This window comes from Neptunomonas concharum (assembly GCF_008630635.1).
GTDB classification, from domain to species: Bacteria; Pseudomonadota; Gammaproteobacteria; order Pseudomonadales; family Balneatricaceae; genus Neptunomonas; species Neptunomonas concharum.
Genome location: NZ_CP043869.1, coordinates 2,959,267 through 2,976,903, shown reverse-complemented (window position 1 = coordinate 2,976,903; position 17,637 = coordinate 2,959,267). Strand labels below are relative to the sequence as shown.

Here is a 17,637-nt window from a genome sequence, read left to right as displayed (position 1 = left end):
TCTGGATAGACTATTGTTTAGTATTTTTCTGGTTTGTCTTGGTTTCTTTGTTTTTAACATCTTGATTAGTTTTAGACGACTTTTTGTCGGAAGTTGTTTTTTGCTTATCGGTCTTAGGTTTGTTTGTCTTTTTCACTTCAGGCGCTTTTGTTGTTTTCGCACCTTCGGCCTTTGACTGTGCCTTTTCATTAGGCCGCTCATTTTTTGCAGCTGCCTTTTTAGTTTCTGATTTCTTAATAGAAGCGCTTGGTTTAGCGCGGCAATGTCCCTTAACTGAGGCTCCGTCAGAGCGCTTATAAGCATCTACCCAGTAACAGCTGGTGCTATTACTGCAGGTTGTTTGCGATTCCCCTTTGCATGCGGCTGCAGATAAGGCAGGTGTGCTTAGAAGAATACCTGCAAAAAGTAAGCTAGCTGTAGTGATGCGGTGTACGGGCTTTAGCATAGTGGTCTCCAGTTATGATCATAAATCCTTTTTGAATCTGCTATTTAAAAAGATGCGAGATGAATGAGAGTTTAATTTGGGGGAATTTCGGTACTTCATATGAGTTGGAAGCAAGGATAAGAATTACTGCTAGACTGAAACCTATAGAGATAGCACGGAGCTTATGTGTGAAATTATTTGTATGTATTCTAAGTCTGATTGTTGGAGTGTCCTTGAGTGGTTGTAGCCAGCCTGATGAGGGCATCATTAATGTTGGTACCAATATATGGCCTGGTTATGAGCCTCTGTATTTAGCAAAAAACAGAGAGTTATTTGACACAAAAGGGGTTCGTTTTGTTGAGTTTACCGCCGCTTCAGAAGTGTTAAGGGCATACCGTAATAAGACCATTGATGTCGCTGCTTTAACGTTAGATGAAGCTCTCTTTCTCATTCAAGATCAGCCAGATACGAAAATTATCCTTGTTATGGACTTCTCTGCAGGCGCAGACGTCGTGATTGCTCAACAATATATAGGAGACTTAAGTGAGCTATCTGGTAAGCGTGTTGGGCTGGAATCTTCGGCTCTTGGTGCCTTTGTGTGGGCAAGGGCTATGGATATACATGCTCCAGAGCTTACTGACGTTAAAATAATCAATATGGAGTTCAATCGCCATGAACGCGCTTTTCTTAATCAGGAGGTCGATGTTGTAGTGACATTTGAGCCAGTGAAGTCCCAATTAATAGAAGCTGGTGGGAAGGTTTTGTTTTCCAGCAAAGAGATACCTGGTGAAATCGTGGATGTGTTAGTTGCGCGTGAGTCTCTTATAGATCGGCATCCGTCACAGTTATCTAATTTAGTAAATGGGTGGTTTGCTGGGCTAAAATTTTTGAACGATGAAAAAACACAGGCTCTTCAAGAGATGGGTGGGCGCCTTAAAATGGATCAAGAGGCGTTAGCTGCTGCTTATGATGGGATGATTTTATTGGGAAGGGAGGAGAATAAGCAGCTATTGAGTGGCGAGCCCCCCAATATTTTATCTACAGGTAGGAAAGTAGAAAATTTATTGTTGAAAAGTGGGTTGCTCTATAAAGAAGTACTCACTGAAAACGTAATTGATAGTCGGTTTTTATCGCAATGATCACACCTTTTCAGCTCTCACTAAGAAGCAGTTTCTTACTGTTAGTTATCTTCTTCTCGCTCTCATTGGTGAGCTTGAATTTATTTGTTTTAAAGCCTCATGTTAAGGAAGTCGTTGCTGAGCAATCCCGCCAAGATACTGTTTCAACTGTCAATCGCCTGCAAGGCACCGTTGAGTATTTGCTCTCTATCAATGATACCGAGGGATTAAAGCGAGAAATTTCTGCCAACAGTGCGAGCAGGGATGTACTGCATTTACTGGTATTAGATGAAGAGAAGAGAATACTCGCATCTTCGAAATTAAGTGAAGAGGGGTTGGTGTTTAATAGCGAACATTTACACATTTCAGAACAGATCAATGAGTTGATGCGGCAAACTTCGTTATCTATTCATGAAAGTAATAACATGGAAAATGCCTTATATGGTTTTGCTCCCATTAGACTGCTAGGCAAAGATGGAAGTCGAAGAGAACAACAGGGGCTTTTAATTCTTGAAATTGATTTAGAAAGAAGGCAAGCATCTTTGTTAAACCGCTTCGATTTTTTCTTCTGGGGAGTCTCTATTGTAATAGGTGTTATAGGGCTGTTGTTTTGGAAGGTCTTTAACCACTCGATTAGTACGCGTTTAGCAACGATTGTAGTAGCAGCACAAAAGATCGCAAAAGGGCAGTTTAATACCCGTCTTAATATGGCGGGTGATGATGAGTTAACAGAGATCGCGAACACAATCGATACCATGGCCTCCCAGTTGGAAGAAGACCATAGAGAATTGCTCAATCATCATCTGCAGCTAGAGAGCATACTAACAAATATCCCTTCGATGGTGTATATCAAAGATAGAGAAGGGCAGTACCTTATGATGAATGATCGTTTTAAAGAAGCATTCCCTAGTGTGGCTTCATCTCAAGGACACACTGCATTTGATATTCTTCCTAAAGACGAGGCTGAGAAATTTGCCCAATATGATGCCGAAGTTTTAGAGCTGGGGGAGCCTATCGCTAGGTACACGTCCTTCAGCTCCCAAAATACACTTCGTCAGCTACATATGGTGAAGTTTCCTCTATTTGATCGTAATGGGTGTGCTTATGCTATCTGCACCATTGCTTCCGATTTATCAGAGCAAGAGCAAACAGAGACGTTGCTTAGTATATCACGCAGCATTTTCCAGAATACCGTAGAGGCCATAATCATAACCGACGGGCGATGGCGGATATTGGATGTTAATAGCTCCTTTGAACGTATAACGGGGTATTCGAAAGAGGATGTGGTTGGTCATACACCTGCTTTTCTAAAGCCAGAAAAAAATCCTAAAGCGATGTTTAATAAGATATGGACCTCACTCAAGATGCAAGGCCATTGGACAGGGGAGCTTGTCAGCCGCAAGAAATCTGGAGAAGAGTTCTTTAAACGACTATCTGTCAATAAAATCATGGATAGAGACGGCCATATGACCGGTTATATAGGGATCTTTCAGGATGTATCCAAGGAAAAAGAGGCGACAGAAAATCTTGCGAAACTGGCATTTACCGACCCTTTAACCGGTTTGCATAACCGTGAGGCCTTCAAAAATAAATTAGTAGAAACGATAGAGTATGCAAAGCGTTATCAAAACTCTTTTGGTGTTTTATTCATCGATCTTGATCACTTTAAAGAGGTTAATGATTCACAGGGGCATGAAGCTGGAGACAAATTGTTGACTATGGTTGCTGAGCGGCTAAAGGAAAATACGCGCGTGGTCGATGTGGTTAGCCGACTGGGGGGAGATGAGTTTACAGTTTTGGTGCCAGGTAGTGTCACGGAGTCAGGTTTGGCCGTGATGGCGAGCCAAATCATCAAATCGCTTAGCGCTGCATACGAGATTGGGGTAAATGAATTTATTATTGGTTGTAGTATCGGGATTGCTATTTATCCAAGAGATGGCGGAAATACAGAACAGTTATTAAAACATGCGGATGCGGCTATGTATCATGCAAAAGAAGCAGGCCGCGGTTGCTTCTCCTTTTTCGATTTTACCATCAACGCGCGAAATCAAAAGTTAATAAGAGTCAAGCAAGCGATGCGAGGGGCAATAGAACGCAATGAATACCACTTAGTGTATCAGCCTAAAGTTGACCCTAAACGCTTAGTGATTACCGGTTATGAAGCCCTACTTAGATGGAATAGCCGGGATTTAGGCTATGTATCTCCTGCAGAGTTTATCCCTGTATCAGAGGAATCTGGAGAGATTGATCACATTACAGACTGGGTGATTCACCAAGTGGCTTTAGATAAGCAGCGATCACCGACACTTATTGATGCGAATATCGCCATTAACATCTCAGCCAAGCAGTTCCGCAGTACGAAGTGGCTAAACACGTTACGTCGATTGAATAACACGGGTAAGCTTGATGCCAAGCAAATAACGGTAGAGGTCACAGAAACGGCCTTGGTTGATTCCTTGGATCAAACACTTGATCAATTAAAGCAGGTTAGGCGTTTAGGTGCGTCAATCGCTATCGATGATTTCGGAACGGGGTATTCCTCTTTAAGCTACCTGAAAAAAATGCCGATTCAGTATCTTAAAATCGACAGGACCTTTGTGCAGGATATTGGTAGAGATGAAGATGACCAAACAATTGTGCAGACCGTTATTGCGATGTCTCATGCGATGGGCATTAAAGTGATTGCTGAAGGGGCAGAGTCGACTGAGCAGGTGAGCTTTCTGGAATCGAAGGGATGTGATGAGATACAAGGGTTTTACTATTCACGGCCTCTCACATTAGAGAACCTTGAAGCGTTTCATTTGGATGACGTATAAACACGTTTAAAAAAGCCCCGCAGTTTGTTGCGGGGCTTTTTAATGGGGATAAAAAGACGTTTACTTGCCCATACGACGGATAGCCTGAGGAGTGAAATCCTTATGTACAAAGCGCTTAGTAAAATCGAAACCGTTGCCTTCTTCGTTTGTTAAACCACCGGCAAGGTAGCGACCAGACTGCAAGTCATACAGCATCTCTGCTGCAATCCATGGCACATTGACATCGCGGTATTGGAACTTATGAGCTTCACCAACACGCCAGAGTTCGCCGCGGCCATCGTAATGGTCGACAACAGCAGCTTGCCATGTATCTTCATCAATATAAAAAGTACGTTTGGCGTAAACGTGTCGAGCCCCTTCTTTAAGAGTGGCTTCAACCTTCCAAACACGGTGTAACTCATAACGTGTTAATTCTGGGTTGAGATGCCCCGCCTGAAGTATATCATCATATTTCAATCCACGATCAGCCAGTTTGAAGCTGTTGTAGGGTATATACAGCTCTTGTTTGCCCACCAGTTTCCAGTCATAGCGATCAGGCGCACCATTAAACATATCTAAATTGTCAGTGGTGCGTTGGCCGTCAGTGGCGGTTCCTGGTGCATCATAAGCAATCTGCGGTGCCCGTCGGACCCGTCGCTGACCTGCATTGTAAGTCCAAGCCTGACGAGGTTGTGTAATCTGATTCATGGTTTCATGCACTAGTAGTACGTTACCCGTTAAGCGAGCTGGCGCTTCAACTTTTTGCACGAAATAGAACAGGATATTGTCATCGGTTTTCGCATCATATCCGTCTGATAAGTAGCTTGGCCATGACATCTTCTCGTTGATTTTAACAGCAGTGAAGGCACCATTGGCTTGAACCGGAACTTGCACAAAAGTTCGCTCCAGCGCACCGCCACGATAACGCGTCATGTGATTCCAGATCACCTCAAGGCCATTCGAAGGAATAGGAAAGGGGATGGCTTCTGCCATGCCTGAAATTCCGTTGCCCTCATCGGTAAGTTGCGCGCTGGTGGCATTTTTCGCTATTGAATCATAGATAGATTGCGGCATAGCAGCGGATCGGTGAGATGGGTACACTGGCATCTTAAAAGAGTCAGGGTATTTAGCTAGCATAGCCAGTTGCCCGGGTGTTAAATGCTGTTTATATTGCTCGGCATTTTGAGCAGTAATAGTGAACAGCGGCCTTTCATCTGCATAGGGGTTGGCATATCTATCAGAAGTGCTGGCTAGGCCGCCAGTCCAAGCTGGAATTGTGCCACTGGCGTTGCCGGCTTTTTCGGCACCAACTGGTGTCAATGATGCTCCAAGCTTGGCTGCTTCTTGAGGCGACACAGCAGCAGTCGCCATACCGCCAAATGCTAATGTAATTGCTGATGTCATCAGCAGTGCTTTTGGATTAAATTTCATTATTAAACTCCATCATTCCTGCCGGACTTAAAAAGACACAGATGCGCTTAGAGAAATAAAGTCACGATCTGCTAATTCGTTAAAATCTCCGCCAAAGAAATTTGTATAAGAAAGTTGGGCAGAGTAACGCTCTAGATAGTCTGCGGTCAGACTGAGGTTGATCGACTTTTGTCCCTCATTAAATGCGGCGCCAGGCTGTGGGCCATAACCACTAATACCATGCTTAAAGCTGATTTGAGGCGTCAAATTAACACCTGCAAAGGCGTTAGGGTAAGACAAAGCTGCACGCACGACATAGCCGAAAGAGTCCTGAGTGACGAAGCCATCATTGTCACCCGGTGTGTAGCCAAATACACCACTGCGACCGAATTTTAAGGCTTCGGCGCTTTCGTCAAAGTCGTGAATGTGAGTCCAACCTAGTTCCCCTATCAGCGCCAAGCGGCTAGCCCCCATGACGTTATTAAGCGTTTTGATGACTGTGCTCTGTGCTTGAGTGACGGAGAAGGTTTTATAGCCATGCACCTCATCACCTAGACCTGCTGAACCTACTGGTACAACGGCTCCATTAGCTGGGTTTCCTGGCTGCGTACCGAGTGTCAGCATAGAAGCAACCAACATAGGCCCGTTTAGCTGAATGGGTACATCTTGTTTGTGGCTGATTTCACCGGACCAAGCTAATTCGCCGATGTTGGTGTTCCAGCTGAAGCCTAGCATCTTGATATCTTCAGGGTATTCTGTGAAATAACGACTATTGAACGGAGCCGTCCCCTGAACGATTCGGGTGACAGTGCCCGATACAGTGGATGCAATGGCAGCCTGTACAGCTGGGTTAGTGACATCCTGACCTGCAGCAATAAATTGCTGAGTTACTTGTGCGGTGACGCCAGGTGTCAAGGCTGCACCAAGTGCCGCCATATTCGTATCTGTCTTGATGCCGCTGACGATAGGCAGGCGGCTATGGTATTTAGCAAAGTAGAAACCAAATTCCGTATCGTTGAGGTCCTCGGCGAGATAGCGTGCAGCTAGACCAAATTGGCCGCCGTCTTTTGCTTCACGTACGCCGTTGCTATCGCGAGCTACAACAGGGCTGGTGCCTGTGAGGTTCCAAGGCGATGTGCCAGCAACACCGTTAAAGTAGAGAGAGTCAGGAACGCCATTGAAAGCGCCAGAATCAACGCGAATACCGTTACATCCTTCAGCGGCAAAATCGTTTGCGGAGAAATAGGTACCACAACCATCTTCCACCGTAGGCTCCCAGCCTAATTGATAGAACGCTTCTACGCTTAGATTATCGGTTAACCCGAGTGAGGCAAAAGCCATATTGACAGGCAACAATCCCTCTTTAACTTCGGAGCCTGGTCGACGAAAAGCGCTAACATCAAAGGGGTTAATAACGTTAATACCGCCTTGGATAAAAGTACTTTCACCCCAGTTAACTACTTGGCGACCTAGGCGTAAATCTAACGGTTTGTCGCCTAATTCGAAGTTGCCATAGATGTAAGCATCTAAAAGTTCGGCCCCTGAAAATTTAGCAAAATCATTAAAGCCATCATCATTGAGTTCAGAGCCGGGAATGTAACCGTTGCCGGTGTGCCCATGCGCGCGGTCGCCGTCTTTTAACTCAAAATCTGCCCAATACTTCCCGCGAACAAAAGCCCCAAAGTTTTGATAGCTAAGGGAGAGTTCGTGGGTCCCTTTGAAAATCTTTGAAAAGGTTTCACCTTTTTTGAAGTTTTGGTTGCCATCATCAAAGCTACCGGAGCCTTTGCCCGTTCCACCATTGGGTTCGGAGAATAGATCAGAATCAGGGTCGTTAAGGCGCCAGCTGGCTCCGACTGATAATTGAGAATCAAAACGGCCATCAATTTCACCGAGTTGAAATTCAACGCCATGTGCCTGCCCGGCTAAGGTAGCCGCGAGCAGAGCGGGGAAAAACTTACGTTTGAGGACGCGGGTAGGCAGTAGAGCGCTGTTATTCACTCTGGTGTTTTTTATTGCCATTTCGTTCACCTTGCATTGTTATTTTTGTAGCAACGGCTATGTACCAAGAAATCAGGCATTAGATCTAACCATCTTCTTGGAAAACCTAGCACTGAAGCGCCAAATCCATACCCACTCTAACTACTTGAACGGGGATGTTATTTCTTCAGTGTAGCTTGCAAAACTATCATCTACACTGTTAATTAGTTCAACAATAACATTTCTCTCCATAATGACTGACAAAAGAGTTCGCTTGCCAGATTGCGTGGTCAAAAGGAGGGCTTAAAATAGTAACAAAAATAATAATGCACACTTGGAACTGAACTGGGGATGATTATGGAACGCAAGATTACAGTGCCGAATGGTTACGTCAAATACTTGCTTGGCCATGCTGAGAGTCAGGGCTTCGATGTTAATAGTTTGCTTGATCACGTGGGTATTAGCCCAGAAGATATAGAAAACCAGACAGAGTTTCCTGCGCAAAAATTTGGGCAGCTGTATCAACGAATTATCTGGATAACCCAAGATGAGTCCTTTGGCATGATCAGCGGAGGCAAAGTACCCAATGGCACCTTTCGCATGATGTGTCACGCTATCTTACATGCGAAAACGTTGGAGAAAGCGTTATGGCGCTGTAGTGATTTTTATGAAATATGCAGAGGCTCCAAAATTAAGCCGGTACTGGTCCGCCGTGGCCGCTATGCAAAGATATCTTTTGCACCAACCCAGGAATTTGATGCAGAAGGATTTAAAGACCTATTAGAAAAGGAATCATCTGATCGTATTCGAACGTCTCTGTCGGTATGGCAACACTTTACCAGTTGGCTAATAGGTACACGTTTGGAGATCAAAGCGGCTTACTTTACGTTTAGTGAGCCGGCGGATGCTGACTATTATGAGACCCTTTTTCGTTCAGAAATAAAATTTGATCAGCATGATAATGCATTGGTCTTTCCTGCCCGTTATTTGGATTACCCCATTGTCCAAACTGAAGAGACGATGCGAGGCTTTTTAAAGACCGCGCCTTTCCAGTTACATGTCATGGTGGACGATGATAAAAGTCTAAAGTCCCAAGTCATCGCGATGATAGGTAAGGATTTCAGCCGCGAATTACCCAGTGCAGATGAAGTGGCGAATGTGTTGCATATGTCAGTTTCGACATTGCGTCGCCGCCTGTTAGATGAGGGCACGTCGTATCAAAAAATCAAAGACGATTGCCGCAAATCAGCCGCCGTGAATTATATGAACTCTCCCCAGTTATCAATTAATGATGTGGCTGGATTAATGGGGTTTGATGAGCCCTCCGCATTTTTTAGATCGTTTAAAAAATGGACAGGGATGACACCTGGCGAATACCGCAAGAGTGAAGTTTACTGTCATCAGTTTGAACAATAGCAGAAATCTGACCCCGGGCTCTTTGTTTAGTATTTAGGGAATTAATAGGTGGCCTGATCGATGCTGAGCGTAATTGTCATAATATAAGGTTAATAATGTTATTGAGGGGCAGGCTTCTCTGCCGGATCATTCCTGTATCAATAAGAATGATAAATCCCGAGCTTATCGGGAGACAGGAGCGCCGTTATGAGCGAGTATTTTTTCCCCGATCAAGATGCCAAGTTTGTGTTGCAGCAGGTAGTTGGCTTTTCAGATTTGTGTAATCAACTAGACCAAAATGACCTGAACTCAGGGCTGACGGATGCGATTTTGGAAGAAGCTGCCAAGTTGGGTCACGAGGTTTTAGCTCCACTTAATCAGATCGGTGACAGGCAGGGTGCGCAGCTGGGTGCCAGTGGTGTACAAGAAACGGCAGGTTTTAGTGAGGCATACCAGCAGTTTATAGAGAGTGGTTGGCCGTCACTCGCAGGTGATCCTGAATATGGTGGACAAGGATTACCGCGAGCACTATCCACAGCGGTAATGGAAATTTGGCAATCAGCTAATATGGCATTTTCGTTGTGCCCTCTACTCACTCAGGGTGCTGTTGAAGCGGTTACTGAGCATGCCTCAGATGAGCTAAAAGCGATCTATTTAGAAAAAATGATCAGCGGCGAATGGACGGCTACGATGAATTTAACAGAGCCAGATGCAGGCTCTGATCTAGCTGCTATTAAAGCAAAAGCGATTCCGCAAGGTGATCACTACCGGATTACCGGCCAAAAGATCTTCATCACTTGGGGGGATCACCAGATGACGGACAATATTGTCCATCTTGTTTTGGCTCGCTTGCCGGATGCACCTGAGGGCGTCAAGGGTATCTCTCTGTTTATTGTACCTAAATTCTTGGTCAATTCAGACGGCTCATTAGGTGAACTGAATGACGCTAAAGCCGTCTCGCTTGAGCATAAGCTTGGTATTCATGGCAGCCCGACGTGTGTGATGAGCTATGGTGATCAAGGTGGTGCAGTAGGCTATCTCGTTGGTGAACCGCATACTGGCCTAGCTTGTATGTTCACTATGATGAATGACGCAAGGCAAGGTGTTGGTTTGCAGGGGCTGGCTATTTCCGAGCGGGCTTATCAACATGCACTTCAGTATGCAAAAGATCGTATTCAAGGCACACAGCGTGATGGTAGTCGGGTTGCTATTATTCAGCATCCGGATGTTCGCCGTATGCTCATGATGATGAAGTCAGGTAGCGAAGCGATGCGCACGTTAGCCTATGTTGCCGCTTCGGAAGCGGATCGGCTAAAAGTAGCCGCGCCTCACGATAAAGCCCTTTGTCAAACCCGCCTTGATCTCTATACCCCCATTGTAAAAGGTTGGATAACGGAACTTGCTCAAGAGTTAACATCGCTTGGTGTGCAAATTCATGGAGGGATGGGGTTTATTGAAGAAACGGGAGCCGCCCAGTTTTACCGGGATGCACGTATTTTACCTATCTATGAAGGTACAACAGGGATACAAGGTTTAGATTTGGTGGGCCGCAAAGGTTTATCAGATAAAGGGGCTGGGATGTTGGCGTTGTTGGATCAGATTCGCGATGAGCTGGTTACTCTGCAGTTACCTGATAATATGCAAGCTGCCAATGAATTGATGGTTCAAGCAGAGCAAGATGCAAGGGAGGCAGTTGTTTGGTTGTTATCCCACAAGGAAGATGCATCGTCGATAGGTGTTAACCTGATGATGCTATTCGGGTATCTTTGTGGGGGATGGCTTATGTTACGCAGTGCTGCCGCGGCTCATGCTTTACGAGCGGATAGCACTCAAGATATAAGTTTCCTTGATGCCAAGCTGGTTAGCGCACGTTTTTATTGCGAGCATTTTGTACCTCGTGTAGCGGCCCATTGGCAGACTATTAAAGCCGGAAGTGAAGCTATTCTGGCATTGGATGAAGCACAGTTCTGAGGAGAACAAAAAAGATGTCAGAACGCGAATCGATGGAATTTGATGTTGTCGTCGTAGGCGCAGGCCCAGCCGGATTATCCGCTGCCTGCCGCTTGATGCAGATGGCAAACGAGCAAGAACAAGAACTGACCGTATGTGTGGTTGAAAAGGGTTCTGAAGTGGGTGCCCATATCCTTTCGGGTGCGGTGGTTGAATCCCGTGCATTGGATGAACTCTTCCCCAACTGGAAAGAGCTTGGCGCCCCTCTCAACACGCCCGTCACCCGTGATGAGCTGTATCTGCTCAAAGATAACGAAAGAGCCACCAAGCTACCGAGCGCGCTGATCCCTAAAACCATGCACAACCATGGTAACTATATTGTCAGCCTCGGTAACTTAACCCGTTGGCTGGGTGAGCAGGCGGAGCAACTCGGTGTCGAGATCTTCCCAGGCTTTACCGCTGCGGAAATCCTTCTCAATGAGGATGGCAGCGTCAAGGGTATCGCTACCGGTGATATGGGTGTCGCTGAGGATGGCGGCGAGAAAGACAGCTATATGCCGGGTATGGAGCTGCATGCCAAATACACCTTGTTTGCGGAAGGTTGCCGTGGCCATCTGGGCAAACAGCTGTATCAGACGTTCCAGCTGGATAAAAACGCCGATGCTCAGCACTACGGTATCGGTATTAAAGAGCTGTGGGATATCGATCCAGCGAAACACGAAGAGGGCTTAGTGGTACATGGGTCGGGTTGGCCACTGGAAGGAGGTACCAGCGGTGGCTTCTTCCTTTACCATGCAGAGAACAATCAAGTGGTGGTGGGTCTGATTGTCGACCTGAACTACGCCAACCCTTACGTCAGTCCGTTTGATGAATTCCAGCGGATGAAGCATCACCCGGTGCTCAAACAATACTTAGCAGGCGGTAAACGTGTCTCTTATGGTGCGCGTGCTATCGCTAAAGGTGGCTTTAATGCACTGCCTGAAATGACCTTCCCAGGCGGTCTTTTGATCGGTTGTAATGCAGGCACGTTGAACTTCGCTAAGATCAAAGGCACCCATACCGCGATGAAGTCTGGCATGATTGCGGCTGAATCGGTGTTTGAAGCGATTAAAGGCGGCTGTACTGGCGGTAAAAAACTTGATAGCTTCGATAGCGCGTTTAAAGACTCTTGGTTATATGAAGAGTTGTATCGCTCCCGTAACTTTGGCCCGGCGATGCACAAGTTTGGCCCGTATCTGGGTGGCGCGTTCAACTTTATCGATCAGAACCTCTTTGGCGGCAAGCTGCCAATCACACTACGTGATAATCATGAAGATTATGCACAGATGCGCCCCGCCAGTGAGTTCAGTGAGATCACCTACCCGAAACCGGACGGTGTTTTGAGCTTTGATAAGCTCAGCTCGGTGTTCCTCTCCAACACCAACCATGAAGAAGATCAACCGTGCCACTTAACGCTAAAAGACAGCAGTATTCCGTTGGGTAAAAACCTGCCACTGTACGCAGAACCGGCACAACGCTACTGCCCTGCAGGCGTTTATGAGATTGTGGAAACTGAAGCGGGAGAGGCGAAGTTCCAGATCAACTCGCAGAACTGCGTCCACTGTAAAACCTGTGATATTAAAGATCCGTCTCAGAATATCATCTGGATTACTCCAGAAGGCGGCGGTGGGCCTAACTACCCGAATATGTGATGAAAATAAAGCCCGGTTCTCCGGGCTTCTTATCTTCACGCTCAAGAGTCAAACTTAAAAGAGAGTGTTGGTTAATTGAAACGTTTATCTTGAGTAAGTAGTGCTCAGAGTGTATTTTGTTTCTGACTTGATGCCCTGTGTATTATGTAATACAACTGAATGATGTAATGGAATAGCTGATGATGAAAAGGGAGTTTACATGAAGGTGGTCTTTCGGTTTTTCTCTGTTGTTTTTCTCTTTGCTGCCGCTTGTCTGTCTTCGTTAGTATTGGCAGAGAACGAGCGTGTTAGTATCTCCCCCGATGGTTCAGGAGGGGTGTTAATTATTCCGTTTTACACATCCGAAAACGGTTGGGACACCTACTTCAATATATATAACCCTAGCGCTTCTGAGTTATTACATATCAAGCTTCGCAGTGGCAAAACGGGAGAGGTCATCACAACATTCTCCTATTACCCCGATGGTTATGAAACCTTCCGCGCGAGCATTTCTGAGAATGACGCAGGTCATACAATATTGCGTATTGCTGAGGGCGCTTGCCTGATTGGAGGAGATGCTCAATTATTACGCTCTGGCGGCGTAGGTGCTGAGTTTCTAATCGCCGAAAGTCTTGGTAGCGCAGAGGTATATTCAACCAATCTTGTGTTGCCTGCCGACTTTAAAGCACTTAGTTGTGAGGCTCGTAGGGCCCTTTGGGCAAACGAAGAGGGTGGTCTTGTTAATTTCTCCTATCGTAATGAAGCACATATCTATGCGGATATAAATTTAGTTAACGTTAATCAAGGCTTATCGTCTACGTATTCTGCCACAGCGCTGACAGGCACTGCGATCGACTATAGGCACGAACATCCAACGAACAATACAGTCGACCTGAGACGTGTAGTTGGGGGGCTTGATGCGGTCGAGGCCGCTTTGGCTGTGACGAGTTTGGAAAATGAGATCGTGAATGTCAGCACTATCAATGGTAATACAGAATGGGTTGTGAGCTATGTGCTGGATGGCTATAAGAATGATAAGCCATACGCGCAAGTAATCGATGGGCGGACTTATGCTTGTGAGGTTATTAGAACTTTTTTTGATCACACAGTAGACTTTGATTCTATGACGAAGAGTTATTATGACGAAGATGATGATCGTTTTTTTATGGACAATCCAAATGACACCCTTAATCCGGGGTTGGAGCTGAAGCCGGAGCCTTACTTTTGCAACGCTGTAAATTTGCTAGTCTTAGAAGTTTATATGGAGGATACCGATACGTCCTCTAGTCTTGCTCGTAAAGCTCACTATTATTTCCATTCAGACGAAATATTATGGGACACCTCTAAAGCTAAGCTCTTCTTTTGGAATAGTGATCATGGAACTATTATCCCTCGCAAGGTGCCGCTGTTAGGTTTTCGTATGACAACCTTTGTGAATAGTAGGGTGAGAGACGAGAATATTCTGGCGAATTTTTCAGTGTTATTACCGCACCACTTTACCTGTATCAATAAGGATAATTCGCCATGTGTAAAATAAGGACGTTTTGCTGCCTACTTGTATTATGGATTATGAATGCACAGGCTCAGGATAGTACTTCACTTCAGGTCAGAGATGATGGATACGGTGAAGCCCTTATTATCCCCTTTTTTAGCGTGCAGAATGGGTGGCATACATATATCGATATTAATAATAACGGAGGTATGTTGCACCTGAAACTACGTAGTGCAGAGACAGGCGATGTATTTAGCGCTTTTAACGTTTACTTACCAAAAAATGGAGTGCTTCGTGCTACATTGTCGTCTCCCGATAGTTTCGGCAACTACCCAGGAGGGCCGGGCATTTCGTTTGCGAGTGATGCAGGCAGCATGTGTGTTGTCGGTGGTGCTATAGGCGAGCCGTCGTGGGGTGGTTATGATCGTGGTTATGGTCGTGGAAATCGCATGTTTCCTATAGCTCATACTATTGGCAGTATAGAAGTCTATTCACTACGCTATAATACGGAGGCGAAAAACCCTTACATTGGGTGTTCGACCTTGATAGGAAGGTGGGATGACGGGGGCCGTTGGCAGACAGAACCGCTACTCTGGGTCACTTCGGTCAGTAATCCAAAGGCGAGGGCGTTCGTCACACTAATCAATATAGAAGAGGCGGTGTCGGTTAACTATACAGCGACAGCGCTTTCCAACACAGGCATTGAATCGGTTCATGAGCACCCACTCAGAAGTACGATCGATTTATCCCGTGTGACGGGGGGAATAGAAGCTGTTGCAAAAGCGTTGAATGCTTCCAAGATAACGAATGATATCGTGAATCTGGAAAGTATCAACGCCTCCACAGAATGGGTGTTGACGTACCCTTTGGCGGGTTATGGTTATCATCAAGGTCGAGAGACCCTCATTGATGGGCAGGTGAGGTACTGTGATAGTTTCGGTACTGATAATCTTGGCCCTGATTCACCGTTAGGAGGGGCGTTGTTGGGTGACCCTATACGTTTAAGTCTCTACGGTGGTGGTCAAGAAGTCGTAAAGATCCCGAACGCTAGCTGGTCCAGCTTTGATGCCTGCTATGCGGTTAATTTAATTAGTTTTCAACCTGAGAGCCTCTTGTCCACTGGGGAGGATCTCTTCTCGGTTAAGCAGCAGAAAGTCTCTCAGATGCTGAAGAGTATTGGCGGTGCAGGGGTGCTTTCTTGGTCAATGGAGCAACCATCACCTGTCCTAGGCTTTCGGATAACGAACTTCAGCAATGGAACATTGGATGGCGGGAAAACGTTATCGAACTACTCTATCTTAACACCACATAAGTTTGATTAATCTTACATTACCATAGGTACTTTAACAGAAAGGAAGGACTGCTGATGATACGTTATTTAATGTTATCTCTGATTCTGTTGTTTACGGCTAAATCACTGGCTGCCGACGACAACATGAAAATCACTCAGGACGGTGTAGGTGAAGTACTTATTTTCCCATTTTTCACAACCCAAAATGGGTGGGACACCTATATCAATGTATTTCGTCACTCAGGGCGCTACCCTATATCGAGTGCCTCACCCCTGTTGCATCTCAAATTCAGAAGTGCTGAAACAGGCGACGTTGTTAAGTCATTGAATGCTTATGTAGGGTCAGGGAATAATTTCCGTTTTAGCTTGAGTAAAGATGAAGCAGGTAAAGTGACCCTGCGGGTTGCTGAGGGCTTATGTGTACTCGATGGTGTTGGATATGGCTTTGGTTCAGGCGCGCAGTTCGATATACCCATTAATACGGGCAGCTTAGAAGTATACCATTTAGGAGGAAACGATTTAGCGCTACTCCCTCAGCCTGAAGAGTCTCATTGTGCCGAGCAAGCAGACTATTTGGCTGGCATCGAACCCGATGCAGAGCCTGTTGGGCAGTATGATATACGAGATGATTTAATTTACGGTACGGCTAATTTAATGAACGTGCAACAGGGTTTGTCAGCTGCTTATGAGGCTACTGCTATTACCAATACGCGCATGCATGCTCTGCTAGGCTCGCGGGATGCACGGTCTATTCACCCTTTAAATACCTACATTAATCTTTCACGAGTGCAGGGTGGAATCGATGCACTGGCTAAGTTAATGATGGCAATGCATATCAGCAATGAAGTTGTGGTGTTGGATGAGCTAAATGCCCAGACAGATTGGGTGATTAGTTACCCTCTAGCTGGCTATAAAAACCATAAGCCATTCAGTGTGTTAATGGACGGAAGAACAAAATACTGTGGCACACTAGGCTTACCCGTTGAAGAAGGAAAAGTGGCAGTTCAGCAGTATTTGTGGATAGGTGATAACTCTTTTATTGGTAGTGTAGGGGGTGGTGAAGTATATGATGCATATAAGGACTATTATGATATTGGACTCCTACCGGATCATCCTAAAGTGGCTGCAGATTTATGTCATGCCGTGAATGTTGTATCGTTTGATAGACCTTCTATACTTCAGGAATCTGGGTCAATTTTAGCCACTCGTGTGGATAATGTGCTTCCCGGGCCTGTGACGCGGTCTACCCTTTATCACACAGGAAGTTATGATCAGGCTCCGGTGTTAGGGTTTCGCTTAACGTCCTTTAAGAATGGAACTCTGGACAATGGTAATACGCTAGCCAATTATGCGTTACTCACACCCCATCGTTACTTTAATCGTGAGTAGTCGCTCCATTCCAATAAAAAAGCACCTTCGGGTGCTTTTTTATTGGATGGTACTTCGTAACGTATTACTATTGCGCCCTTGATATTAAGACGTTTGTCTAGTGTGAGTGGAGTGAGTGATGGATTTGGCAGCTTATTTAAACGCAATGATTGCGTTGTTTGTCATTATTGACCCGATTGGTGCAGCGCTCATTTTTCACTCACTAGTCCCACCTGATGATATGCGCCATCGAGTTAAAATGGCCATTAAAGCGACGCTGATCTCTGCTTCTTTGCTGGTGCTGTTTGGCAGTTTTGGTGAACCTCTGCTCCACAAACTAGGTATCAGTATAGATGCGCTGCGTATCTCGGGGGGCATTCTGCTTTTTTACACGGCGTTCCATATGATCACTCAAGATATTGAGTACACCAGTACCGATGTTCGTAAAGATATTGCTGTCTTTCCGATGTCGATCCCTATGTTGGCAGGGCCTGGCTCGCTAACCCTTGCAATCCTGTTATATTCAAAAGCGGATAGTGGCAGTACGACACTGTCTATTACGTTAGCCATATTAACCATCAGCGCGGCTACCTTGTTATTGATGATCCTGTCCCGCTATGTGAAGCGCATTATTGGCCGCACAGGCGATGACGTTTTGCGCCGATTCTTAGGTGTTATTTTGGCTGCGCTGGCTATTCAGTTTGTTCATGATGGTATCGTCAATATGGCACTGATCAGCTGAGA

General features: G+C 45.6%; 12 protein-coding genes. 9 read left to right on the top strand and 3 right to left on the bottom strand.

The genetic code is table 11. From position 1 onward, the window contains the following. Nucleotides 1–10 precede the first annotated feature (10 nt). Nucleotides 11–445 (bottom strand): hypothetical protein, encoded by a 435-nt coding sequence (locus tag F0U83_RS14100; RefSeq protein WP_138987875.1) that lies wholly within the window; start codon nucleotides 443–445, stop codon nucleotides 11–13. 167 nt (nucleotides 446–612) lie between these two features. Here F0U83_RS14100 and F0U83_RS14095 point away from each other — a divergent pair, with 167 nt between their 5' ends. Together F0U83_RS14095 and F0U83_RS14090 are read left to right on the top strand one after the other, a co-directional pair. Beyond that, nucleotides 613–1,563, top strand: a complete 951-nt coding sequence (locus F0U83_RS14095; RefSeq protein ID WP_170221834.1) for an ABC transporter substrate-binding protein — start codon at nucleotides 613–615, stop codon at nucleotides 1,561–1,563. Beyond that, nucleotides 1,560–4,358: a bifunctional diguanylate cyclase/phosphodiesterase gene (locus F0U83_RS14090; protein WP_138987873.1), complete on the top strand. Its 2,799-nt coding sequence runs from the start codon at nucleotides 1,560–1,562 to the stop codon at nucleotides 4,356–4,358. Before F0U83_RS14095 ends, F0U83_RS14090 begins: the two co-directional genes overlap by 4 nt. Nucleotides 4,359–4,418: 60 nt before the next feature. Here the strand turns inward: F0U83_RS14090 and F0U83_RS14085 are convergent, their stop codons facing one another. After that, complete coding sequence (locus tag F0U83_RS14085; RefSeq protein ID WP_138987872.1) at nucleotides 4,419–5,768, bottom strand: DUF1329 domain-containing protein; 1,350 nt, start codon at nucleotides 5,766–5,768, stop codon at nucleotides 4,419–4,421. A gap of 27 nt (nucleotides 5,769–5,795) precedes the next feature. Continuing rightward, on the bottom strand, nucleotides 5,796–7,769 hold the full coding sequence (locus F0U83_RS14080; protein WP_138987871.1) for a DUF1302 domain-containing protein: 1,974 nt from the start codon (nucleotides 7,767–7,769) through the stop codon (nucleotides 5,796–5,798). Nucleotides 7,770–8,084: 315 nt separating this feature from the next. Between F0U83_RS14080 and F0U83_RS14075 the strand changes: the two genes are divergently transcribed. From F0U83_RS14075 to F0U83_RS14045, 7 genes are all read left to right on the top strand, one after another. Beyond that, nucleotides 8,085–9,143, top strand: a complete 1,059-nt coding sequence (locus tag F0U83_RS14075; RefSeq protein ID WP_138987870.1) for an AraC family transcriptional regulator — start codon at nucleotides 8,085–8,087, stop codon at nucleotides 9,141–9,143. Between the two features lie 186 nt (nucleotides 9,144–9,329). Further along, nucleotides 9,330–11,093, top strand: coding sequence for an acyl-CoA dehydrogenase family protein (locus F0U83_RS14070; RefSeq protein WP_138987869.1), 1,764 nt, complete (start codon nucleotides 9,330–9,332; stop codon nucleotides 11,091–11,093). A gap of 14 nt (nucleotides 11,094–11,107) precedes the next feature. Beyond that, complete coding sequence (locus F0U83_RS14065; protein ID WP_211343679.1) at nucleotides 11,108–12,763, top strand: electron transfer flavoprotein-ubiquinone oxidoreductase; 1,656 nt, start codon at nucleotides 11,108–11,110, stop codon at nucleotides 12,761–12,763. Between the two features lie 199 nt (nucleotides 12,764–12,962). After that, on the top strand, nucleotides 12,963–14,279 hold the full coding sequence (locus tag F0U83_RS14060; RefSeq protein ID WP_138987868.1) for a hypothetical protein: 1,317 nt from the start codon (nucleotides 12,963–12,965) through the stop codon (nucleotides 14,277–14,279). After that, nucleotides 14,267–15,556, top strand: a complete 1,290-nt coding sequence (locus F0U83_RS14055) for a hypothetical protein (RefSeq protein WP_138987867.1) — start codon at nucleotides 14,267–14,269, stop codon at nucleotides 15,554–15,556. The genes F0U83_RS14060 and F0U83_RS14055 overlap by 13 nt, the downstream gene beginning before the upstream one ends. Nucleotides 15,557–15,600: 44 nt before the next feature. Beyond that, nucleotides 15,601–16,914, top strand: a complete 1,314-nt coding sequence (locus tag F0U83_RS14050; RefSeq protein ID WP_138987866.1) for a hypothetical protein — start codon at nucleotides 15,601–15,603, stop codon at nucleotides 16,912–16,914. Between the two features lie 118 nt (nucleotides 16,915–17,032). Next, the gene (locus F0U83_RS14045) at nucleotides 17,033–17,635 is read left to right on the top strand and encodes a MarC family protein (RefSeq protein ID WP_138987865.1); all 603 of its coding nucleotides are present in this window, start codon (nucleotides 17,033–17,035) and stop codon (nucleotides 17,633–17,635) included. Nucleotides 17,636–17,637 lie beyond the last annotated feature (2 nt).

Excerpts from the sequence above, each read along its gene's own strand:
- F0U83_RS14100 (WP_138987875.1), bottom strand. The coding sequence starts at position 445 with ATGCTAAAGCCCGTACACCGCATCACTACAGCTAGCTTACTTTTTGCA.
- F0U83_RS14090 (WP_138987873.1), top strand. The coding sequence starts at position 1,560 with ATGATCACACCTTTTCAGCTCTCACTAAGAAGCAGTTTCTTACTGTTA.
- F0U83_RS14085 (WP_138987872.1), bottom strand. The coding sequence starts at position 5,768 with ATGAAATTTAATCCAAAAGCACTGCTGATGACATCAGCAATTACATTA.
- F0U83_RS14080 (WP_138987871.1), bottom strand. The coding sequence starts at position 7,769 with ATGGCAATAAAAAACACCAGAGTGAATAACAGCGCTCTACTGCCTACC.
- F0U83_RS14075 (WP_138987870.1), top strand. The coding sequence starts at position 8,085 with ATGGAACGCAAGATTACAGTGCCGAATGGTTACGTCAAATACTTGCTT.
- F0U83_RS14070 (WP_138987869.1), top strand. The coding sequence starts at position 9,330 with ATGAGCGAGTATTTTTTCCCCGATCAAGATGCCAAGTTTGTGTTGCAG.
- F0U83_RS14065 (WP_211343679.1), top strand. The coding sequence starts at position 11,108 with ATGTCAGAACGCGAATCGATGGAATTTGATGTTGTCGTCGTAGGCGCA.
- F0U83_RS14060 (WP_138987868.1), top strand. The coding sequence starts at position 12,963 with ATGAAGGTGGTCTTTCGGTTTTTCTCTGTTGTTTTTCTCTTTGCTGCC.
- F0U83_RS14055 (WP_138987867.1), top strand. The coding sequence starts at position 14,267 with ATGTGTAAAATAAGGACGTTTTGCTGCCTACTTGTATTATGGATTATG.
- F0U83_RS14050 (WP_138987866.1), top strand. The coding sequence starts at position 15,601 with ATGATACGTTATTTAATGTTATCTCTGATTCTGTTGTTTACGGCTAAA.
- F0U83_RS14045 (WP_138987865.1), top strand. The coding sequence starts at position 17,033 with ATGGATTTGGCAGCTTATTTAAACGCAATGATTGCGTTGTTTGTCATT.